This window comes from Larkinella fluvii, from assembly GCF_051857545.1.
Classification (GTDB): domain Bacteria; phylum Bacteroidota; class Bacteroidia; order Cytophagales; family Spirosomataceae; genus Larkinella.
In genome coordinates this window covers 706,635-728,357 of the sequence record NZ_JBPZHB010000001.1, presented here as the reverse complement: position 1 = coordinate 728,357, position 21,723 = coordinate 706,635, and the positions used below count along the sequence as shown (strand labels likewise).

At 51.5% G+C, this 21,723-nt stretch carries 17 protein-coding genes; 9 read left to right on the top strand and 8 right to left on the bottom strand.

Translation table 11 applies throughout. The annotated features are described in order from the left end of the window. Window positions 1–23: 23 nt before the first annotated feature. Entirely contained in the window at window positions 24–215 is a 192-nt protein-coding gene (locus ACS5NO_RS02925) for a hypothetical protein (protein WP_439413754.1), read from the bottom strand. A gap of 563 nt (window positions 216–778) precedes the next feature. Between ACS5NO_RS02925 and ACS5NO_RS02920 the strand changes: the two genes are divergently transcribed. The 5 genes from ACS5NO_RS02920 (at window position 779) to ACS5NO_RS02900 (ending at window position 11,984) form a co-directional block, all read left to right on the top strand. Then, window positions 779–3,958, top strand: a complete 3,180-nt coding sequence (locus tag ACS5NO_RS02920; RefSeq protein WP_439413753.1) for a SusC/RagA family TonB-linked outer membrane protein — start codon at window positions 779–781, stop codon at window positions 3,956–3,958. Between the two features lie 22 nt (window positions 3,959–3,980). Continuing rightward, window positions 3,981–5,831, top strand: coding sequence for a RagB/SusD family nutrient uptake outer membrane protein (locus ACS5NO_RS02915; protein ID WP_439413752.1), 1,851 nt, complete (start codon window positions 3,981–3,983; stop codon window positions 5,829–5,831). Window positions 5,832–6,055: 224 nt separating this feature from the next. Further along, window positions 6,056–9,424, top strand: coding sequence for a VCBS repeat-containing protein (locus ACS5NO_RS02910; protein WP_439413751.1), 3,369 nt, complete (start codon window positions 6,056–6,058; stop codon window positions 9,422–9,424). 95 nt (window positions 9,425–9,519) lie between these two features. Next, on the top strand, window positions 9,520–10,821 hold the full coding sequence (locus ACS5NO_RS02905; protein ID WP_439413750.1) for a vanadium-dependent haloperoxidase: 1,302 nt from the start codon (window positions 9,520–9,522) through the stop codon (window positions 10,819–10,821). Between the two features lie 53 nt (window positions 10,822–10,874). Next, window positions 10,875–11,984: a DUF5700 domain-containing putative Zn-dependent protease gene (locus tag ACS5NO_RS02900; RefSeq protein ID WP_439413749.1), complete on the top strand. Its 1,110-nt coding sequence runs from the start codon at window positions 10,875–10,877 to the stop codon at window positions 11,982–11,984. A 13-nt stretch (window positions 11,985–11,997) separates the two neighbouring features. Here ACS5NO_RS02900 and ACS5NO_RS02895 read toward each other — a convergent pair whose 3' ends face one another. Both ACS5NO_RS02895 and ACS5NO_RS02890 read right to left on the bottom strand, forming a co-directional pair. Further along, window positions 11,998–13,221, bottom strand: coding sequence for a cation:proton antiporter (locus ACS5NO_RS02895; protein ID WP_439413748.1), 1,224 nt, complete (start codon window positions 13,219–13,221; stop codon window positions 11,998–12,000). A gap of 166 nt (window positions 13,222–13,387) precedes the next feature. Further along, on the bottom strand, window positions 13,388–13,612 hold the full coding sequence (locus tag ACS5NO_RS02890) for a hypothetical protein (RefSeq protein WP_439413747.1): 225 nt from the start codon (window positions 13,610–13,612) through the stop codon (window positions 13,388–13,390). Between the two features lie 386 nt (window positions 13,613–13,998). On the opposite strand from ACS5NO_RS02890, the gene ACS5NO_RS02885 reads away from it, so the two are divergent. After that, complete coding sequence (locus ACS5NO_RS02885) at window positions 13,999–14,145, top strand: hypothetical protein (RefSeq protein ID WP_439413746.1); 147 nt, start codon at window positions 13,999–14,001, stop codon at window positions 14,143–14,145. Here ACS5NO_RS02885 and ACS5NO_RS02880 read toward each other — a convergent pair. After that, window positions 14,142–14,699: a cupin domain-containing protein gene (locus tag ACS5NO_RS02880; RefSeq protein ID WP_439413745.1), complete on the bottom strand. Its 558-nt coding sequence runs from the start codon at window positions 14,697–14,699 to the stop codon at window positions 14,142–14,144. The two genes, ACS5NO_RS02885 and ACS5NO_RS02880, sit on opposite strands and share 4 nt — an antisense overlap. 37 nt (window positions 14,700–14,736) lie before the next feature. Then, a complete protein-coding gene (locus tag ACS5NO_RS02875; protein ID WP_439413744.1) occupies window positions 14,737–16,077 on the bottom strand; it encodes a hypothetical protein in 1,341 nt (446 codons plus the stop codon). Window positions 16,078–16,372: 295 nt separating this feature from the next. Here ACS5NO_RS02875 and ACS5NO_RS02870 point away from each other — a divergent pair, with 295 nt between their 5' ends. Beyond that, window positions 16,373–16,519, top strand: a complete 147-nt coding sequence (locus ACS5NO_RS02870) for an LPXTG cell wall anchor domain-containing protein (protein ID WP_439413743.1) — start codon at window positions 16,373–16,375, stop codon at window positions 16,517–16,519. Window positions 16,520–16,594: 75 nt separating this feature from the next. Here the strand turns inward: ACS5NO_RS02870 and ACS5NO_RS02865 are convergent, their stop codons facing one another. Next, window positions 16,595–16,945: an RloB family protein gene (locus tag ACS5NO_RS02865; protein ID WP_439413974.1), complete on the bottom strand. Its 351-nt coding sequence runs from the start codon at window positions 16,943–16,945 to the stop codon at window positions 16,595–16,597. A gap of 77 nt (window positions 16,946–17,022) precedes the next feature. Here ACS5NO_RS02865 and ACS5NO_RS02860 point away from each other — a divergent pair, with 77 nt between their 5' ends. Together ACS5NO_RS02860 and ACS5NO_RS02855 are read left to right on the top strand one after the other, a co-directional pair. Next, complete coding sequence (locus ACS5NO_RS02860) at window positions 17,023–17,652, top strand: hypothetical protein (RefSeq protein ID WP_439413742.1); 630 nt, start codon at window positions 17,023–17,025, stop codon at window positions 17,650–17,652. A gap of 1 nt (window position 17,653) precedes the next feature. Further along, a complete protein-coding gene (locus ACS5NO_RS02855; RefSeq protein ID WP_439413741.1) occupies window positions 17,654–18,763 on the top strand; it encodes an XRE family transcriptional regulator in 1,110 nt (369 codons plus the stop codon). 29 nt (window positions 18,764–18,792) lie between these two features. On the opposite strand, the gene ACS5NO_RS02850 is transcribed toward ACS5NO_RS02855, so the two are convergent. Beyond that, entirely contained in the window at window positions 18,793–20,115 is a 1,323-nt protein-coding gene (locus tag ACS5NO_RS02850; protein ID WP_439413740.1) for a sugar MFS transporter, read from the bottom strand. A gap of 50 nt (window positions 20,116–20,165) precedes the next feature. Beyond that, window positions 20,166–21,518 (bottom strand): Gfo/Idh/MocA family protein, encoded by a 1,353-nt coding sequence (locus ACS5NO_RS02845; protein WP_439413739.1) that lies wholly within the window; start codon window positions 21,516–21,518, stop codon window positions 20,166–20,168. Between the last annotated feature and the right edge of the window lie 205 nt (window positions 21,519–21,723).

Genomic DNA, 21,723 nt, shown 5'->3' with positions numbered 1-21,723 from the left:
ATTCAATATTCAATATTTAATATTTAATATTCATTACTAATCTCTTGTTTTTCAGCAACTTGTGCCAATTTATAGAAAACCAAAAAACCGCCCTGCAACGGCAACTTGACCGACAAGCCGGATTCATTACCGTCCGGTAGCGGAAAACCTATTAAATTAGGATCATTTAATTTATTTGTCCGACATAATTCCGGAGAATCCGGGTCAATGGTCACCGGCGAGTGACTGATTTTTAACCGGTTTTGACTTCGTTTTGACTTTTATTGTTCCAATATTTTATTATTTATATTCTATTCTTAACTTAACGTTTGAATTACGATCCTCGCCCCCACGCAGGCGTTTTTCAATGTGAATTCGGCAGGCAATTCATTTTACCAAATTAGGTCGCTGCAACAGGTAACAGGATGGTATTTTTCTTCTCTATTCTGTTACAAATTGACGAAATAATTCGGGAAATAATTTTTCCTTTGCATAATTCAATTGTCTCAAACCATCTCTATTAATTATGATAAACAGTTACTTCAATCATTCGGGGTTCTCCCCAGTTTAATTCATTTCCCAATCCTTTTTGACTAGCGCCCCCGGTATTACCAGACACCGGGGGTCTTAGTGACACCTATAGTCTTCTTGCTGTCCACGCTTCCCTACACGTGAAAAAGTATTGCCTGTTCAATCTTACCAACTCTATTACTTACTTAATCTAATCCGTCTTATGCGTATGAAAAAGTCTACTCATCGGGTACCTCCAAAAAACAGGTATCTATTGGTACTTTATCTAATGATTGCTTCTGTCACCCTTTCTTTTGCTCAAAACTCGACCATAAAAGGGAAGGTGACCGGTGGACAGGGAGACGCACTGCCTGGCGTGAGTATTGTGGTCAAAGGCACCACACAGGGAACCACAACGGCCTCGGACGGCACGTATTCGCTCAACGTTCCGAACAAAAATGCAACGCTGGTTTATTCATTCATTGGGTATGTGAGCCAGGAATTACCCATCGGTGGCCGGTCGGTGATCGACGTAAAAATGGCAGACGACATCAGTACCCTGAATGAAGTGGTGGTTGTGGGGTATGGTGAACAAAAGAAAGAAACGATTACGGGCTCGGTTGCTACCGTAAAAGGGACGGATCTGGTGAAATCACCCGCCATGAACATGAGTAACTCCATTGCAGGACGGATGCCGGGCGTTATTGCCACCAACTCCAGTGGCGAACCGGGTTATGACGGTTCGGCCATCCGCATCCGGGGTTCCAACACGTTGGGAAACAACGACGCACTGATCGTTATCGACGGTGTTCCGGCCCGGGCCGGGGGTTTCGACCGGATCAATCCACAGGATGTCGAAAGCATTTCCGTCCTGAAAGATGCCGCAGCGGCCATTTACGGCTCACGGGCAGCCAACGGGGTTATTCTGGTGACGACCAAACGGGGCAAAACCGGCAAACCGGAACTCTCCTACAGCTTCAACCAGGGTTTTTCACAGGCGACGGTGATTCCTAAAATGGCAACGGCGGCCGAATATGCCCAGTTGAACAACGAGATCAACGTGTATAACCTGCCCCCGCAATACTGGAAAGCCGCTTCGGATGCTTTCAAAGCCACGGGCAGCTTTACCCGCCCCGACAACGGAGCGATTGCCAAAGCCGCCTTTACGCCGGATGATATCAAGAAGTTTAACGATGGCTCCGATCCGTGGGGACACCCCAACACCGACTGGTTCGGCGAAGCGCTGAAAACCTGGGCTCCTCAGGTGAAACACACGCTCCAGTTGATTGGCGGTAGCGAAAACATCAAATACCTGGTGTCGGCCAACTACCAGAATCAGGATGGTTACTACAAAAACTCCGCGACGGGGTATAAGCAGTATGACTTCCGCATGAATCTGGACGCTAAAGTCAACAAGTACGTCAATACCGTCGTGGGTGTGGTCGGTCGTCAGGAAAACCGGTTTTTCCCAACGGTAGGTGCTGGGGCCATTTTCCGGATGCTGATGCGGGGTTACCCCAACAAACCGGCTTTCTGGCCGAATGGGCTGCCCGCTCCGGACATTGAAAACGGCCAGCAACCGGTTCTGGTTACGACGGATGCAACCGGTTACGACCGGGATACGCGGTATTATCTGCAAAGCAACGCCACCGTCAACGTTACCAACCCCTGGATTCCGGGTCTGAAATTCAGCGGTAGTATCGCGTTGGACAAATACATTCAGCAAGGCAAGAGATGGCAGACGCCCTGGTACGTCTATAGCTGGGATTACACGTCGTACGATGCAAACAAGCAACCCATCCTGAACCGGGTGGCAAAAGGTCCCGCTCAGGCAGAACTTAATCAATACACGAACGACCAGTTCAACTCGTTGCTGTCGGGTATTTTAACCTACGATCGCGTAATTGGTACGGACCACGGCATTACTCTGCTGGCAGGTATCACGAAAGAAGCATCGAACTCGGCCGGTTTTTCCGGTTTCCGGCGGTATTTTGCCTCCACAGCCATCGATCAGTTGTTTGCCGGTGGTAGCGCCGAAAAGAACAGCAACACGACGTCAGCCTGGGAACGGGCGCGGATGAGCTACTTCGGTCGGGCTGCGTATAACTATAAAGAAAAGTACCTCGCTGAATTCCTGTGGCGGTATGATGGTTCATACATGTTCCCGAAAGAAAGCCGGTGGGGTTTCTTCCCCGGTGTGTCGGCGGGCTGGCGTATTTCGGAAGAAAATTTCTTCAAAAATGCCATTCCGGCCATCAATTCTCTGAAACTGCGGGCATCGTGGGGTCAGTTGGGGAACGACCAGGTGTATTTCAACGGTGCTTTGCGCGAATATGATTATCTGCCTACATATGCCTACGGTGACGCTGTCAATGCCAACTGGGGTTACGTAACGGGTGGTCAGGTTGCCCAAACGCTGTATGAAAACGGTGTCCCGAACACGACGCTCACTTGGGAAGTAGCCAACAACGCCGACATCGGTCTGGAAGGTTCTGCTTTGAATGGCAAGATTTTCTTCGAGTTCGACGTGTTCCAGAACAAGCGGTCCAACATCCTGTGGCGCAAGAGTGCCTCCATTCCGCAAACGACGGGGATGACGCTGCCGGCCACCAACATCGGGAAAGTAACCAACAAAGGCTACGAATTCCGGGTGGGTTACAACGGACAGGCGGGTGAATTGCGCTACAGCGTGAGTGTGAACGGCGGGTATGCCAAGAACGAAATTACGTTCTGGGACGAAACTCCCGGCGCACCCGAATGGCAGCGTTCGACCGGCAAGCCCATTCCGAGCAACGTCAACGATCCGAACCAGCAGAACGGTACGCTGATGTACCAATACGACGGCATCTTCTCGACACAAGCCGAAATCGATCAAAACACGGTGGATTACAGTGGTGTGGGTGCCAGTTTGCTGCGCCCCGGCGACATGAGACTGAAGGACATCAACAATGATAAAAAAATCAACGGTGATGACCGCGTTCGGGCCGACCGCAACAACCAGCCCCGGTTCCAGGGTGGTTTCAACGGAACGATGTCCTACAAAGGCTTCGACTTCAGCATCCTGGTGCAAGCTTCGGCGGGTGGTCAGATCTTCCTGCAAACCGAGTCAGGTACGATCGGTAACTTCCTGAAATGGAGCTACGACAACCGGTGGACGGTGGACAACCCCAGCACGGAACATCCCCGGATCGTTGACCGCAGCAACCAATACTTCTCCAACGGTACCAGCTACTGGTTGAAAAAAACCGACTACATCCGTCTGAAGAACGTCGAAATCGGGTATACGTTACCGGCCCTGATTTCCAGCAAAGTGGGGCTGAATAACCTGCGGGTCTATGTAAATGGCCTCAACCTGGCGACGTATGCCCCAGCCATGAAAGGTCTGTTCGATCCGGAATCGACCAGCGGCAGCGCGCAGTACTATCCGCAGGCTCGGGTACTTAACGCCGGTTTATCAGTCAGTTTTTAACTAAATGCTCAATCATTCTATTATGAACCATATCGTAAAATGCCTGTCGTCCAGTTTACTTGTAGGGATGACGATGGTAGCTTGCAACAGCGATTTTCTGGATACAAAACCCCTCGACAAAGTGTCGGGGGATGCGGTCTGGTCGGATCAGAACCTGTCCGAAGCCTTTGTGACGGACGTTTACAACGGAATTCGGGACGGTGTTCTGGACCAAATGAGTTTCGATTGTCAGACCGACAATGCGCTCTACAGCTTTGGCAAGCAGGATGTCAACGAAGCCAACGTGAGTCCATCGAACCTGGGAACGGTTAAAAACACGATGGAATGGAGTGCCATGTACTCCCGGATTCGGGCGGCTAACATTGCGCTGGCCAACCTGGCCAAGCCCAAGTTTAACAATGCCACGGTGGCTGATCGGATGAAGGGTGAAATGTATTTCATGCGGGGCTATTTTTACAACCAACTGCTTCGTTATTATGGGGCGGTTCCGCTGATCAAGTCGCCTTACACGCTGGATAACCCCGATTTCACCATCGCCCGGAATACCTACGAAGAGTGTGTGAACGCCATCGTGAGTGACCTGGATTCGGCCGCTATTCTGCTGAAAGGAAAAACCCTGACCAGTGGCCGCGCCACAATGGGTGCCGCCATGGCCCTGAAAGCCCGGGTGTTGCTGTATGCCGCCAGTGATCTGCACGACATTCCGACGGCGAAAGCCAAGTCGACCGTCATCGCCGGTTTCAACAAACCCGAACTGCTGGGATACGTTAGTGGTGACCGGATTGCCCGCTGGACGAAAGCCCGGGATGCTGCCAAAGCCGTGATTGACCTAAACCAGTATGGCTATAAACTGAACCTGACGGCACCGGTTTCTGCGGCCGAAGGCCAGCAGAACTACATCAACATGTATCTGTCGCGCAACGGTGGTGAAGCCGATGGTATCTTCCTGAAATACTACATCCGGGCTTCGTTCGACGACTGGGGTTCTTGGTATCCGCGCAACAACATGCCAAACGGTTATCACGGCTGGACATCGAGTCAACCCACTCAACAACTGGTGGATAACTACGAGATGATGGACGGTACGAAGTTCGATTGGAAAAATCCGGCCCACGCGGCAACGCCCTACGAAAACCGCGATCCGCGCTTCTACGCATCCATCCTGTACGACGGTGCCCAATGGAAGCCCCGCACGCCCGATGGAGCCGGTATCGATCCGGCCGGACAGATTCAAATGGGTGAGTATGAAGTAGGTAGTTCGGCTGCTCCTACCAAATATTCCGGTTTGGATACCCGCAACAGTTCCATCGAAAACTGGAACGGAACCTGGACCGGTTACGCGATCCGCAAGTTTATGGACCCCGATCCAACCCTTGTCGATCAGAACATCCGGCAGGAAGTGCCTTCCATCCAGATCCGGTTTACGGAAGTGGTGTTGAACTACGTGGAAGCCTGTCTGGCCCTGGGTCAGGAAGCCGAAGCAAAAACCTGGCTCAACAAAGTTCGGTTCCGGGTGGGCATGCCCGCCATTACCGAAACCGGCGCGGCCCTTGTCACCCGGTATCAGAACGAACGGAACATCGAAATGCTGTTTGAAGATCAGCGGTTCTACGATGTCCGGCGCTGGATGATTGCCCCAACGGCCTTGGGCAAACAGGCCCAGATCATTGTCATCACCGGCAAACTGAAACCCGGAAAAACCGTGACGACGTATAAATACAGCAAAGACAACTATACGTATTCCTACAGCGTTCAGGATTTAGGTACCGGCAAGGAAAACCGGAAGTGGCAAGATAAAATCTACTTCCTGCCGATCAGCCGGGATGAGATCAACCGGAACAAGCAATTGGTGCAAAATCCCGGCTATCAATAGCATTGAGCGCTTTTCACAAGTCGATATCCCTTTGAATATACCTGGTGCCAACGCATAATCATGCGTTGGCACCAGTTTTTTTGATATTCATTCCCGCTTTTGCCACCAAAAAAATCGGGATGAGTCAACCCGCCCCAATCAGGACAATGTAAAAAAAACACTGAACTATTGCACTCAATTGTCCTAACTTAGCTTTCCGTGCCTTTTCATTCATTCTTTCGTTTATGACGCTTTTTTTACGCGCTTTTTGGAGTGGTCTCATCATCATGATGGCCTTTTTGTCGACGGGCTGCCAGAAAAAACCGGCTTCCACGGAGCAGACGGCCCCCGACACGGGACCTCCGCTGTTTACGCTGCTTTCTCCGGAGCAAACCGGCATTTCGTTTGTCAATACACTGAACGAAGGGCTGAATACCAACGTGCTCATGTATGAATATTTTTACAACGGTGGCGGGGTCGCCGTTGGGGATCTGAACGGCGACGGCCTGGAAGATATTTATTTCAGCGGCAACATGGTTCCGAACCAGTTGTACCTCAACAAAGGCAATCTGAAATTTACCGATATTACGGCCACTGCGGGCGTAGCCGGACGCGAAGGCCCCTGGCGGACGGGCGTCTCGATGGCCGATGTCAACGGCGACGGGCGGCTCGATCTGTTTCTGTCGTATTCGGGAAGTCTGCCGCCCCAAAAACGGACACCCCAACTATTTATCAACGACGGTCCCGATGCGCAGGGTATTCCCCGTTTCTCCGATCAAACCGCCAAATGGGGACTGGACAAACCTGGTCAGACGACCCAGGGGACATTTTTCGACTACGACCGCGATGGCGATCTGGATTTGTTTTTGCTCAACCATAATCCCCGACTTTTGCCCATCCTCGACCCGGATGCCACGGCGGAACTGATGAAGAAAAAAAGCCCGGAAATCGGGGTTTGCCTGCTTCGGAATACCGGAACCCGTTTCGAGGATGTGACCGAACGGGCGGGTCTGCTCAATTCGGTGCTGAGCTACGGCCTGGGGTTGGGCGTCTCCGACCTGAATGGCGACGGCTGGCCCGATCTGTATGTTTCCAACGACTACAACGTTCCTGATTTTCTGTACCTCAACAACCGGAACGGAACCTTTACGAACCAGTTGCAAACCGGCATCGGTCACATTTCTCATTTCTCGATGGGGAACGATGTCGCCGATATGAACAACGACGCCCGGCCCGATATTCTGACGCTCGACATGCTGCCCGAAGACAACCGGCGGCAGAAACTCCTGATGTCGCCCGACAATTACGAAAAGTTCGATCTGGCCGTCAATTCGGGGTTTTATTACCAGCACATGCGGAATATGCTGCAATTGAATGTGGGAACGGACGGCAAGAAAGGAACCGGAGGCATTCCCGAATTCAGTGAAGTAGGTCAGTTATCCGGCATCTCCAACACCGACTGGAGCTGGGCTCCCCTCCTGGCCGACTACGACAACGACGGCTGGAAAGATCTCTTTGTGACCAACGGGTATCTGCGCGATTATACCAACCAGGATTTCCTGAAATACATGGGCGATTTTCTGCTCAACCGCAAGGTCATGCGTCAGGATTTGCTGGAACTGGTCTACAAAATACCGGCTTCCGATGTGATTAATTACGCCTTTAAAAACAATGGCGACCTCACCTTCACCGACGTCAGCCGGGCCTGGGGCATGACCCTGCCTTCGAACAGCAACGGCGCGGTGTATGCCGATCTGGACAACGACGGCGACCTGGATCTGGCCATCAATAACATCAACAAACCGGCTTTTATTTACCGCAATGAAGCCGGTAGCCAACTCAAAAATCACTACCTGAACGTCAAACTGGACGGTGCCGGGGCCAATCGATTTGGGCTGGGTACAAAAGTGACCCTCTACCGGAACGGCCGACAACAGTATCTGGAGCAAATGCCGTCGCGTGGCTATCAGTCGAGCGTATCGCCCATTCTGCATTTCGGACTGGGAAAAGAAACCACCATCGATTCCCTGCGCATTGTGTGGCCGGGCGATAAACAACAACTGCTGACCAACGTAAAGGCTGATCAGGTGCTGGTGATATCGGAAAAAGACGCCAAAACGTCCCGGCGGTCAACGCCTTCTGCTCCGGCTGTGTTTACGGAACTGAAATCCCCGGTGGTGTATCAGCACCCCAAAAATACCATCAATGATTTCAAACGGCAGCCGCTGCTGGTCAATCCGGCGTCGTTTGTGGGACCGTGTCTGACCAAAGCGGACGTCAACGGCGATGGCCTGGAAGACGTATTCGTGGGTGGTGGCAGCGGCCAGGCCGGGGCGGTTTTTCTCCAGCAAGCCAACCAGCAGTTTTTACAGAAAGCACAACCCACGCTGGATACCGACAAAGCCAGCGACGACGCCGATGCGGTTTTCTTCGATGCCAACGGCGACGGTTTTCCGGATTTGTACGTGTGTAGCGGTGGTTACGCGAACTTCATGCCCGACGACGCCTTGTTGCAGGACCGACTTTACATAAATGATGGCAAGGGGAATTTCACTAAAAATCCGGCGGCTTTGCCCGCCATGCGCACCAGCAAAAGCTGCGTTCGGGTGGCCGACCTCAACGGCGATGGCAAACCGGATCTGTTTGTGGGTGGGCGGGTGATTCCGGGCCGCTATCCCGAAACGCCCCCGAGTTTTCTGTTGATCAACGACGGCAAGGGGAGATTTACCGACCAGACGGCGAGCCTGGCTCCCGATCTTCAGCGCATCGGCATGGTGACCGATGCCGCCTGGACCGACCTGAACGGCGATAAAAAACCGGAACTGGTGGTGGTGGGTGAGTGGATGCCGGTGACGGTTTTCGGGAACGACGGCGGTAAATTCACGGATCAGACGAAGACTTATTTTGACAAGGAATACCGGGGCTGGTGGAATAAACTGCTGGTCGATGACCTCAACGGCGACGGCAAACCGGATCTAGTGGTGGGCAATCAGGGGCTGAACACGCAATGTAAAGCCAGCGACAAAGAGCCCGCCGAACTATTTTACAAGGACTTCGACGACAACGGTTCGGTCGATCCGATTCTGTGTTTTTACATTCAGGGCAAAACCTATCCCTATGTCACCCGCGACGAGTTGCTGGATCAGCTCAGCATCATGCGAACGCGCTTCCCGGATTACAAAAGCTACGCCGATGCGACGATGAAGGACATTTTCACGGAAGAAGAACTGAAAGGCGTGAATCGAATGGAAGCCAATCACTTAAAAACCACGTATTTTGAAAGTACGGAAACGGGTAAATGGCAGGAAAAAGCGTTGCCGGTGGAGGTGCAGGTCTCTCCGGTTTTTGCGCTCACGGCGTTCGATTACGACCACGACGGCAAGAAGGACCTGCTCCTGTGCGGCAACATCAGCCGGGCGCGGTTGCGGTTCGGGAAGTATGATGCCAACTACGGTGTTTTGCTGAAAGGCAACGGGAAAGGCCAGTTTTCGTATGTACCACAACCCCAATCCGGTTTTCTGCTGAAAGGCGATGTCCGGAGTGTGCTGCCCGTTGGAAACACGGTTTTGTTCGGTATCAATCAGGTTGGCGTAAAAGCGTATGGGTTTAAATGAGTTATTACACAGAGTTGATCAGAGGTCATCAGGGTTAATCAGAGAAAAACTCTGATGACCTCTGATCAACTCTGTGTAACAACTTTTCAATTTCAATGAAAAAAATCTTCCTCTCTCTTTTCGTTATAGCCCTTATAAGCAGTTGCCAGACGGAGAAAACGCCGGAATTGGGCAACCGGGAGATCACCGGCGTCATTGCCGAGATGACCGAGGTCATGATCCACGACGTAACCAATCCGCCCCTGGCCGCCCGGTTTTTCGCCTACGCCTGCCTGGCTGGCTACGAAGTGGTTGCCCAGAACGACAAGGCCTACCGGAGCATGCACGGCGTCCTGAACGGTTACCCGGCGATGGAAAAGCCGAACATCAGCGGACATTCCACGCACCTCAGCGCGGTGCTGGCGATGCTCAAAACCGCCCAGAAAATGCAGCCCTCCGGCAAGCGGCTGGAGAAGCTGGAAAAGCAGTTGCTGGATTCGTGCCGAACCGTGGGCTTTTCCGACGAGGTGATCGAGCAGTCGGCAACGTATGCGCTGGAGGTTAGCAAACAGATGCTGAAATACGCCAAAGCCGACCAGTACAACCGGATCAGCAACTACCCCCGGTATACGCCCTCCGAAAAAGCCGGAAGCTGGTATCCGACCCCGCCGGGGTATTTTGCTCCGGTCGAACCGTATTTCAACACCGTCCGCCCGTTCACGCTGGACTCGGCGGCCCAGTTTAAACCCGCTCCGCCAGCGGCTTATTCCACCGATAAAAGCTCGTCTTTTTACCGGATGCTCCTGCAAAACCAGAAGGAAGGCGGCAACAGCCTGACGGAAGAACACCGGCAGATTGCGGCCTTCTGGGACTGCAATCCCTTTGCGCTCGAAAACAACGGCCACATGATGGTGGGTCTCAAAAAAATCTCCCCCGGCGCTCACTGGCTGGGCATCACCGGGATTGCCTGCGCCAAAGCGAAAAAGAGCTTCGCCGAGTCGCTGAAGATCTACACGGCCGTAGCCATCGGATTAACGGACGGTTTTATCTGTTGCTGGGACGAAAAATACCGCAGCAACCGCGTTCGTCCCGAAACCGCCATCCGCAAGCTCATCGATCCCGACTGGAAACCGTTTCTGCAAACGCCCCCGTTTCCCGAATACCTGAGTGGGCATTCCACCATTTCGGCGGCTTCGGAAGTGATTCTGACGCACTATTTCGGCGATCATTTTGAGTATACCGACACCGTCGAAGAGCCGTATGGACTGAAAGCCCGCACGTTCCGATCCTTCCGCGAAGCGGCCACGGAAGCCGGACTTTCCCGGTTCTACGGCGGCATTCATTTCATGGACGCCATTGATCAGGGCCGGGCGCAGGGACTAAAAGTGGGGGAATGGGTGGTGAAGAAACTAAACTGAATGCTTATCGAAATAGCGAATCCCAGCCAGATCATCTCACTAATTTTCTCTTTATGATGAAGACAGTCGCGTTTATTTTGTTTTTGCTGGTAAATCCAAAAGCTTTCTGTCAGGAACGTAAAAAACCGTCTCCACAACCCGACATGGCCATTCAGCTCGATTTCGGGAGTGCGAAGGCGGTTACGAATCTGCTGGCCAAAACGAAAACGACCGAGGCAGAACTGGACGGGATTGCGCAACTTTACGGCAGTCAGCAATTGATCCGAAAGGTCACCAGTTACAACAAAACGGGGACAGAGGCCGCCTTTAAACAAACCTTGCGGGAGATAGTCGAAACGGGAACCGTGAAAGGCAACGACCCCTTCGAATGGAAAGCCGTCAAAGCCAAACTTCCGGAAATCAGAGATTTAATTCGTCAACTGGAAACGAAGGCATCGTTTATTGAAGATGTAAAAGCTCTGATTTTGCCGTATTCTCCGGCTACGCTGCCCGTAAAAGCCCGGGCCTGTTTTCTGGTCGGCGGGGGTGCGCTGGGCTTCACCATTGGTGGCGACGACACCTTCAATGTGGCTTTGCAGAAAATTGGCGATGATTACGAAGGACTGGTTTATCTGGTCGCCCATGAACTTTATCATACCATTCAGCAGGTCGGCGAACGCCATCGCACGAACGGAAAGACCGCAGTGAATCCGCCAAAGAATATTGACAATGCCTATACGCTCCTGGCCAATCTGTGGACCGAAGGCTCCGCCACTCTGGTCGGTGATTTTACAAAAATCGAACAGCCGGGCGGTTTCTCAAAAGAGCAACAGGAACAGTATGCACGCAACGGGCAGCGTTCGCGGCAGAATTTTGCGTTATTCGAGAGCCTGTTATTTTCCGCTTTTCACGACTCCACCGCCAACCTCAGTGAGCTTTACAACATCGGTTTTACGGTAGCCTTCGATGAAACCAGTTATTTTATGGGATATCGGATGGCGAAAGTGATTGAGGAATACCGGGGTAAAGACGTTCTGGCCGGGTTAGTTACCAAAAACCCCATCGAATTCTGTCAAATCTACCGGGCTATTTACACACAGTTTCCGGACAAAAACATCATCAAATTCAGCGGCTCGACCGAAGCGATTCTGACCCGGCTGGAAGCCTGGAAGGATAAACTCTAACGCCAGGCAGTCCTTATTTCTGTTTGTCGAGCCATTTCATGACCGGCGTAGCCAGTATTCCGTGAACCACAATGGAAACGAGAACCACGAATCCGACGATGGCCCAAAGCCGCTCGGCTTCCGGGAAAGGGGCTTTCTCCAATCCGAAGGCGAGGTAGAAAAAAGAACCGATGCCCCGAATTCCAAAACCGGCAATGACCCACCGTTCGCGAAGCCTGGCACTGGCACCCACCAGCGTCAGAATACCCGCCAGGGGGCGAATCACCAGCAGAAGGCCCAGCCCCAGCAAAGCATCCGCCCAGGTGAGCTGGGCCAGCAGACCCTGCCCTATCGCTCCACCAAAAAACAGGAGGATGACGACAATGAAAAGTCGTTCGACCTGATCCGAAAAATCGTGCATGTGCTGGTGGTATTCGTGGGTCCGCTCGTAGCTACGGAGGGTGACGGCGGCAATGAAGACGGCCAGAAAGCCGTATCCATGTATTAATTCGGTGGCTCCGTAGGTGGTCAGGGTTACCGCCAAAACCACAAATCCGTAAACCGATGATTTGATGCTGATTTTTTCGGGCAACCGGAAAATGAAGACGGCCAGGAGTTTTCCTGAAAGCCAACCCGCCAGCAAACCGACGCCCAGCCGGTAGACCACGTCCATGCCCAGCCAATCCCAAAACCGGTCCGTCAAAGGCACCTCGGAAGGCAACAGGGCAATCGCTCCGTATACGAACGGGAAGGCCAGACCATCGTTCAGGCCGGCTTCGCCCGTCAGCGCAAACCGAACGTTGTCTTCACCGCCCTCCCCCGGATCACCAACCTGCACATCGCCCGCCAGCACCGGATCCGTGGGCGCCAGTGAAGCCGCCAGTAACAGAGCCGAAGCCGGGGATAATGCCACACCGTACCAGCCTGCCACCGCCATGGCACCGATGGTGAGGATCATGGCCAGCGAGACCAGCCGAAACGGTATCCGCCAGTTTTTTAGTGAAAACCGGCGATCAATCTTGAGCCCTGTCCCCGTCAGGGCTACAATGACGCATAATTCGCTCAAGTGTGTTGTTAAAGCCGGATACTGAAGCGGATTGGCAGATGGCAAAGGAAGTGGAAAAGCGTAGACCAACAAGCCTAAACCAACCAGAACGATAGGGTATGAAAGCGGATATTCTTTGAGAAAGGAAGGCAGGAACGCAACGGCCAGCACAGCCACGCCCAGCACAACCAGCAACAAATTAATGGAAACCATAGGCAAATGACAGACAGATTCCAGGCACCCAACGGGCACTCAGGAGCGGATGATTGGCCGACGTTCCGGTTTAATTCGGAAACGGCAACGTTACGCTGACTTAAACCCGATCCGCTCGTTGAATGTTATCACGCCATTTTTTCTACGCTTTCCTGACTTCTGCTGCCTAAACCCCCAGATAGAGGGCGGCCAATTGATCCAGTTGTTCCTGCTGGGTGGTTTTTTGGACTGAAGACGGTAATTTCCACGTCACCTTAATGCCCGCAGCATTCTCGACAGCGTCCGCGATCCGCTGCATCATCTGGTCCAGTTCAGCGGGTTTCATGTTTTTTGCGTTCGCCAGGTTAGACGTCAATTGCTCCATTATCCCTTTTTCGAGTCGTGCTGTCATGCGAAAGTTTGTTTCCGGATTGCGTTTGTACGTTGCTTAAATCAGAAGAGAGAAAGGTCTTAAAACCGCATAGCGTTTCCTTCACCCGGCTTTTAGCAGCTTTTAATCCTCCTTAATCTTATCGACAAGGAATTTCGCCGGAAGGTTGTCAGTAAAACCAAAAAATGAGGACGTGGCACTGCTACATTCTTTCGTCCCAAATTTCTGTTTTTAACCGAAACCGGAAAAGAAGTCCGGTCGGAGTCAGGAACTCCGACCGGAACTGTACTAACTCTAACAAAGTATGCCCACTCTCCAGGCGAAAGAATGATCACCTATCCTGTAGTAAGACGGTGAATTTGAAAAAAGTAACTGTAGAAGGGAAAATAAACTTTCGGGCTTTAGAGATGGACTGGAGTCGTCGCTGGTTTAGAAGCCAGTTTGTCGCATCGGGACTAGTTTACATGCCACCGGCTGCCATCGCCCGCGTTATTGCGTTTGCGATTGGGCAGCCGGCTGATGTGGATGCAGATGAGCCAAACGCGCTGGGTTAACGCGGTTTCACGGCTTCGGGGGCATCGTTGAAATGTTCGTATTTATTCAGCAGTTTTCCGAGGGCATAGGTAATGGGAATCATCACTTTCCTGACAAACAGGGGAATTTCCAGCATATCGTATTCGCTGGCATAGCGGGTCAGCAGGTAGGCAGCATCGAAGGCTTCCGGCTGGTTCCTGCCCGACTTGGCCTGGGCCGCGAAGATGGCCGAGAGAAAGAACACAATGGTATTGGCTGGCTTGATCCAGGCCCGGCACTGAAGCATTTCGGTCCCTGCATTCCAGAACCGGTGGGGTTCACCGCGTTTAAACACGATGGACTCGCCTTCACCGGCATACTGCTCTTTTTGCCCCTGAATCTGGTAGCCAATTTTGCCTTTCACCACCGTAAAACCCTCATCCTGCAGCCAGTGTACGTGCATCGGCGGGCCACTGCCGGGTGTCACAAAGTTTTCTCCAACGACCCGGTCGCCGTCGGGCTCCTGAGTCACGCCCAGAAAGACCAGTTTTTCGCCCTGGCCGTTCTCAATCGTGTGGGGGTAGGTAATGTTCATGGTTGTTGATATTTGTTGTTATAAAATGTGTTCTCAATCAGCGGGTGCGTTTGACCCGGAAGAAGCCCTCAATGCGGGCCGTGCCGAGGTAACCTTTGGTGTCATTGTACATCCCCGCTTTCTGCATCTCGAACTTGCCGACGATGTAGTCGCCCGTCTTGCCGAACTGGTAGAAAGTCAGCGCACCCGGACTGGGGTAAAACACGGGGGGAACCGCGTAGAAATGTTTGTAGTACACCCTGCCGTTATCATCCGACAGGTGAAACAGCGGACCCGATGCATCAACCGACCATGGCATGGTCATGCCGGCCAGCGTAATTACCAGACTTTCGTCGGTTTCCAGCGGTGGCTGGTACGTGTGGATATTGACGCCCCAGTTGTTGCCCTCTGCCGTAACACCGCCAGTCATTTCCAGCAACCGTAAACCCTGATTACTCAGCATATGGGCATTCGCGAGCGTATGAATCCATTTGCCGCCATTAATGCGGAAAGTAATGCCTTCGTCGCCAATGTAAATGTTCGACACCAGCCATAACGCTTTGAAGAGCTTCCCGTCGATGGTGGTCGGGCCTTTGAGTTTAATGCTCACTGCCACCGGATTACGGGCGGGTGCGGCTGAGGGAGCCTGATACGAAGCCTTCCAGATGGCCGGCGTCAGGGTGCCTGAACCGGCCAGTTTCCAGGTGCTTACATCTACCAGTTGAGTGGGTGACTGATAGGGCGCGGGTACTTCGGTATCGGTATCGAGCGGTATGAAGGCCCGGTCGTCCAGCACGATCACTTCAAGACCCAGATTGCCACCCGGTTTCACAAATCCTACTTCCGGTAGTAATTTGGCCCGCTGCAACATCGCCCAATCGCTGAAGTGGGTCGTTTCGACATTAACCGTATGGGCGACGGTATCCACTTTGCCTTTAGCCGCCAGCATCCAAACACCTTTGTCGTTTTGATACGCCAGCGCCAATGCTTCGGCTACCGTGCCGGACAAGGAAGTGGGGTCATACCGGACGCTGATGGTGACCGGTTTCTTAAAGGTTTTACCATGTGGTGAAAGCCGGAAGCCGCTGCCCAACGCCTGCGGACCGGTGCTGCTGATGGGTTGAATGCCGAAAGCTTGCGGAGTTTCTACGGCTCCGGCGGGCACAGTGATGGTCAACCGTTCGTCGCTGGAGGTAAGCTGGCCACCGGCCGGTCCAATGGTCACAGTGGTTGCCGTTCCCAACGGACTGCCCACCGGATACACTTTTCCAGGGCGTTGCTGCGGTGGCTCTGCGGAGGAATCCGGTACACCGGGATTTATCATCTCCTGTTCGTGTTTGCAAGACGCGATTAAGAGGGTGAGCGCAAGGCTCAGGAGGACGGGAATGCTTCGGTTCATGTTGTTAATATTTGTTGTTCGGTAACAAAGATCAACACCCAACCACGACGGTGAAATGCCGGTTGGGTTCAACCGGAAAAAGCAATCCCTGAAGCGTCGTTTTCCGGTCTTCAGGTTTCCGAGCAGATGCCGGCGTTGGGCGTCGGGGGCAGCCCAGAAAAAATAATAAGTCATTGATAGATAAGCCCTAATCATTGCCACCAACACTTGTCATTTCTACCAAACCGTTGTAAATTGGATCTCCGCTGCCCATCGAACCAGCAAGCCACAGAGCAATAGCCCAGCACGAATCGACATGAAAGCACTTAGACCCGTCGAACCGGCCTCCGGTGATTATTACGGCATCGTTTATAAAGGCGGTCCTGTTTTGCCAATCCTGGCGGTGATGCTGGTCGCAATTACCTTTTGGTGGTTTCTCAGGAAGCGGAGGAAATCGAAATGAGCTGCCGTTGTATTTTTATGAAAGGTCTATTTTCTTCGGCTCTGTTTTGGTTGAGCATACTTCCAGTGTCACCACCTAAATAAACCGTCGCAGATCTTTAACCAATTTATGAACCGTTGTACTGGATTCTTCCAGAGCGGCATTCCGAGGTTCTTCAAACTGCTCATAAAGCCGCTGGGCGTTTTGGATCGCTTGTGGTTGACGGTCAAACAGAGCACGAAAGAGCAGTCGGGCTGTATTGGCATGTTTACTATACGGAAAACCGAGCAACTCGGTCAGGCGGGCAGTATACTGATTGCAATGCAAAGGGCCCGAGATGTAGTCGAAATGCAGAAGGAGCCATAACTCAAAAGCCTGATTACTATAAGCTACCTGAAAACCATTCCGTCGAGCTAAATCGATGGATTCATTATAGGAATATTTTATAGTGTATAATGGGAATATTTTTCTTTATTTTTACAAAAAAACTTATATATTTGCACATAAAACAAGAAATTGACTCTATGAATAGTACACATACTGCTCCAATTGAGGTAATCAATGCCTTCCAGTCTATCTATTCTGAGCTTCTAACTATCGTGGAAGAGGCATGGGCAATCTATCAAGAACGAGAATCTCTTACGTCAGGTAAATTACCTGGCTACAAAGCTAAACGGCGTTCTATTGGTTCAGATATGAGTGATATTCTTAATGCTCTATTTAAAACGCACGAGATCGAAGGGACCAAGGTTCTACCTGGTCAGAATACTTGGTACCTTTCAATTCAAGATCGGTTCATTCTAAGGTTTAATATGATGGACAGACACGGTAACACATTCAAGACAATAACTGATCAGTACCGAAGTTTTCGATCGTGTCAGTTACCAATTGAGGGTATGGAGCCGGAAGAAATGCTGTTTGCTGGGTATGTTCCTGACAAATCAATGACCGAGTTGGTTAACTTCTTCATATTAAAGCGTGACAAGGACGATCACCCGATCTGGAGAATGGATAAAAACGATTTTATTCATCAGGGAGTTATTCCTTTCTCCCAGCCAGCACGTGCAGTCGAGCCCGAAGAAACACAAAGACCCAAACGAGCCACAGCTAAGCAGGGATTAGGGAGACAAAATCAACCCAAAACAGGCAGCTAATATGCTTGAATCTCAAATATATTTATTTAAATCAACAGATTACAATCCTGAAATGATCAGGCTTGGGCGAGAATCTCGTGGAATTACCCAAAAAGATCTTTGTGAAGCAATGGGTATCAAGCAAGGGACTATGTCTAAAGTTGAAAACGGCTTACTCCCGTTCAGCGAAGAAGTTGCTGAACGGGCCGCAAAAGCATTAAATTATCCAATATCTTTTTTTGCTCAAAAGGATAATATCTATCCAATTAGTACATCCTATTTCCGTCGTATAATTTCTTTGCCCTCAAAAGCTGTACAACAAGTTGAGGCAAAATTGAATATAGCACGGATGAGTATCGAAAGATTATTGAGTAGTGTCGATTTCCCATCCACAACCATTTTCCCCTGGAATGTCGAAACGTCTGGTACTCCAGAAAGAGCAGCTAAGGTTTTGCGGGAGCAATGGCATGTACCAAAAGGTCCTATAAAGAAACTAATCCAACTTTTAGAAGACAATGGAATTCTGGTTGTAGGATTTGATTTTGGTGTTGATGGTGTTGAAGGTTTTGCTGTGCGTACAACCAGCAATGTGCCGATCATTTTTTTCAACCGCCATTTGAAAGGCGACCGTCGTAGACTAACGGTAGCTCACGAGTTAGGTCATCTTTTTATGCATATTTTACAAGTTTTACCAGAATCACGCGATATTGAAGAGGAGGCATTCCGATTTGCATCTGAGTTTTTAGTACCTGAATCTGAATTTACAAAAGGCCTAAATAAAAAATTGGACCTCGCTACATTAGCCAACCTAAAAAGATATTGGCATGTATCCATGCGATCACTAATTATGAAAGCAGAAAAAAGCGAGTTTATAACATCAAATCAGGCGCGTTACTTATGGCAACAAATGGCAAAACATGGTTATATAAAACGAGAGCCAGAGGCATTGGATATTTCGATAGAGGAGCCTACTTTGCTTCGTGAAATTATTGAAGTATATGAGCAAGAATTAGGCTATACAATTTCTGAGCTATCAAATTTGGTTAGTTTAACAGAAAAAGAATTTAAAGATTCATATCTTTTCAAACCTGAAGATAGACCAAGATTTACTATTATCAGAAATGCATCATGAACAATTTTCAACTGCGATTTCACTATCAATTAGCCCCACCACCGTCTTACCCGATGCCCCCAAAATGCATAGTATACCAGATATAAGTAACACGGAAACAACACCCAATACGCGAGTTTTACCCCGTACAAATCCGCAAAATAACCGTAGAAAAGCGGCATGATGGCGTTGCCACAGAGTCCCATGATCAGGATGGCCGCGCCCAGTTTGGTAAACCGCCCCAGACCGTCGAGTGCCAGCGGCCAGATGCCGGCCCAAACCAGCGAATTGGCCAGCCCCAGCAACACCACGAACCAGATTGAGCGGTCGGCCTGATGACCCAGGATCGTAACCGGACCACTGGTGTAGATGATCAGCAGCGTCAAAACCGCCCCCAACAGTGTGCAAAACCGGAAAGCCGTCACCTGACTGATGGTTTTCGGAATCAGCGAAATGCCGAGAATATACCCGCAGATCGTCGCCGTTAAGGTATACGCCGGAAACGTCTTGGCTTCCAGCAGGCTGATTCCCATGGAGTTGGCATAGCCAATCACCGTATCGATGGCAATGACCTGACTGCCCACGTGCAGAAAAATAGCCACGGCACCCAAGATCAAATGCGGAAACTGGAAAATCGAGGTTTTTCCGGAATTGGCAGCCGCCACATCGGCGGTTTCCTGCTCGGTATCGATTTCGGGCAAAGGCGAAAACCGCACCAGCAACCCCAGGCCGATCAGTACCACGCCCATCAGCGAATACGGCACGATCACCCGCCGGACCAGCTCATCCAGGGCCGCACTCCGCTCCACGGCCGACATCGCTGGCAGTTGCGCAAACAGATCGGTGTCGGTCGCCCTCAGAATCACGGCGGCAAACAGAATTGGCGCCAGCACCCCGGCCCCTTTGTTGCAAATGCCCATGATGCTGATTCGCTGGGCGGCCCGCTCCTGCGGCCCCAGAATGGTGATGAACGGGTTGGCCGCCGTCTGCAAAACCGCCAGTCCGACGCCGATCATAAACAAACCCAGCAGAAAAATCTCGTAGGTTCGGGTCAGAGCGGCCGGGACAAAAATGAACGCCCCCACCGCCATAATCCAGAAACCGATCATCATGCCTTTCTTAAAACCGGTGGCTTTGAGCAGATACGACGACGGCACCGACATGACGAAATACGAGATGTAAAACGCAAACGTGACCAGATACGACTGAAAATTGGTGAGTTCGCAGGCGATTTTGAAATACGGAATCAGGATCGCATTGACCCAAGTCACAAAACCAAATATGAAAAATAACAGGCCGATGATCAGGATCGAAATGAGCGTGTCCCGCTTGCTTAACGAACTGACCTCGACAGCCGCCAGAGTTGCTTTCATCTAATTCAATGAGTGAATGGGCGATTGAGTGAATGAGTAAATAACAGTGATTAAACCGTTGGTTCCCAGCCGGATTGGTAGTCGCGCTGCCAGTATTTTTTCATAATCCCCTTGTTCTTGATGTGGCCGTTGCTGGGGTCGATGTTCAGCGTTTCGCCGGACCGGAGGGCGATGTTGCCCAACTGGCAAAGCAGCGTGCTCTGGTGTCCGCCTTTGATTTCGGCGGCCAAAGCCGTGCCTTTCCGAATACCGTCGAAGAAGTTCTGAATGTGAATCGCATCCAGCGCCTGCGACGGGTTCATGCGGTCGCGGGCATCGATGACAAAATCGTTTTTGACATCCTTGACCAGTTTGCTCTGCAAGTCATACACCTTGTAGGTATTGCCGCTTTCGATGACAACCGAACCGGTTTCGCCGTAAAATTCGACGCCCACGCTGTTGTCTTCAACCGTGCGTCCGTTGCAACTGCGCCCTTCCCAAACGATGCTGGTGTTGTTGTCAAATTCCAGCGTAATAACCTGCGTATCGGGCGTTTCCCAATCATCCTTGTAGCGATACCGCCCACCGGCGGAGGAAACCCGCGTCGGGTATTCGACGCCCAACCCCCAACGCATCAGGTCGATCATGTGGGTGCCGTTGTTGAGCGCTTCACCCGTTCCCCAGTGCCAGAACCAGTGCCAGTTGTAATGCAACAGGTTGTCTTTGAACGGTCGGCGCGGAGCCGGGCCCTGCCACAAATCGTAGTTCAGCCACGACGGAACGGGGGCTTCTTTTCCGACACCAATCGACGCCCGGTTGTTGGTATACCAGCCCTTCGCAAAATAAGGACGACCGATGATGCCGCCTTTCACTTCCTGAATTGCCTTCGCTACGTTCGGCCACGACCGGCGTTGGTTGCCCATCTGCACGACCCGTTTGTATTTTTCGGTGGCCGCCATCAACAATTCGCCTTCATGCGGATTGTGACTACACGGTTTTTCGAGGTACACATGCTTGCCAGCTTTGCAGCCCAAAATAGCCGCCGGCGCATGCCAATGGTCGGGCGCAGCCACCACCAGGGCTTCCAGATCCTTGTCTTCCAAAGCTTTGCGAAAATCGGGAACGGCTTTCGGACGGCTTTTTTGCAGGTCTTCCACCGTCGCAATGGCTTTATCAGCAGCCCGGGAATCGACGTCGCAGATGTACAAAACCTCGCAGTTTTTCTGAAGCGCAAAGTTGCTCGCCAGCGCCAGCCCCCGCGAGTTGACGCCCATCACGGCCACTTTGATTCGCTCGTTGGCCCCCAGAATATTGGCGTAACTTTTGGCACTAAAACCGGGCAGAATACCGCCCAGCGACAACGCGGCTGTGCCCGACACGGTTTTTTTGATAAACGCCCGGCGGGTTTTATTCGATGATTGCATGGATTGAAGGGTTATAGGTTGTGAAACATACCCCGGAGGGGTAAAATGTTAATAGCCCAATCAGCTAAACTTATCTTTTAAGCTCCGGAGGAGCGTCCTGATGGTGCTTTGAGGACACTCCTCCGGAGCTTGGATTTGACGCTAACTTCTTGTATCTATTAACATTCTACCCCTCCGGGGTATTTTTGTTTTGATACGGTTTTGG

Excerpts from the sequence above, each read along its gene's own strand:
- ACS5NO_RS02905 (WP_439413750.1), top strand. The coding sequence starts at position 9,520 with ATGAAAAAAATCTTCCTCTCTCTTTTCGTTATAGCCCTTATAAGCAGT.
- ACS5NO_RS02845 (WP_439413739.1), bottom strand. The coding sequence starts at position 21,518 with ATGCAATCATCGAATAAAACCCGCCGGGCGTTTATCAAAAAAACCGTG.
- ACS5NO_RS02860 (WP_439413742.1), top strand. The coding sequence starts at position 17,023 with ATGAATAGTACACATACTGCTCCAATTGAGGTAATCAATGCCTTCCAG.
- ACS5NO_RS02900 (WP_439413749.1), top strand. The coding sequence starts at position 10,875 with ATGATGAAGACAGTCGCGTTTATTTTGTTTTTGCTGGTAAATCCAAAA.
- ACS5NO_RS02880 (WP_439413745.1), bottom strand. The coding sequence starts at position 14,699 with ATGAACATTACCTACCCCCACACGATTGAGAACGGCCAGGGCGAAAAA.
- ACS5NO_RS02890 (WP_439413747.1), bottom strand. The coding sequence starts at position 13,612 with ATGACAGCACGACTCGAAAAAGGGATAATGGAGCAATTGACGTCTAAC.
- ACS5NO_RS02850 (WP_439413740.1), bottom strand. The coding sequence starts at position 20,115 with ATGAAAGCAACTCTGGCGGCTGTCGAGGTCAGTTCGTTAAGCAAGCGG.
- ACS5NO_RS02895 (WP_439413748.1), bottom strand. The coding sequence starts at position 13,221 with ATGGTTTCCATTAATTTGTTGCTGGTTGTGCTGGGCGTGGCTGTGCTG.
- ACS5NO_RS02885 (WP_439413746.1), top strand. The coding sequence starts at position 13,999 with ATGGACTGGAGTCGTCGCTGGTTTAGAAGCCAGTTTGTCGCATCGGGA.
- ACS5NO_RS02915 (WP_439413752.1), top strand. The coding sequence starts at position 3,981 with ATGAACCATATCGTAAAATGCCTGTCGTCCAGTTTACTTGTAGGGATG.
- ACS5NO_RS02875 (WP_439413744.1), bottom strand. The coding sequence starts at position 16,077 with ATGAACCGAAGCATTCCCGTCCTCCTGAGCCTTGCGCTCACCCTCTTA.
- ACS5NO_RS02910 (WP_439413751.1), top strand. The coding sequence starts at position 6,056 with ATGACGCTTTTTTTACGCGCTTTTTGGAGTGGTCTCATCATCATGATG.
- ACS5NO_RS02855 (WP_439413741.1), top strand. The coding sequence starts at position 17,654 with ATGCTTGAATCTCAAATATATTTATTTAAATCAACAGATTACAATCCT.
- ACS5NO_RS02920 (WP_439413753.1), top strand. The coding sequence starts at position 779 with ATGATTGCTTCTGTCACCCTTTCTTTTGCTCAAAACTCGACCATAAAA.
- ACS5NO_RS02870 (WP_439413743.1), top strand. The coding sequence starts at position 16,373 with ATGAAAGCACTTAGACCCGTCGAACCGGCCTCCGGTGATTATTACGGC.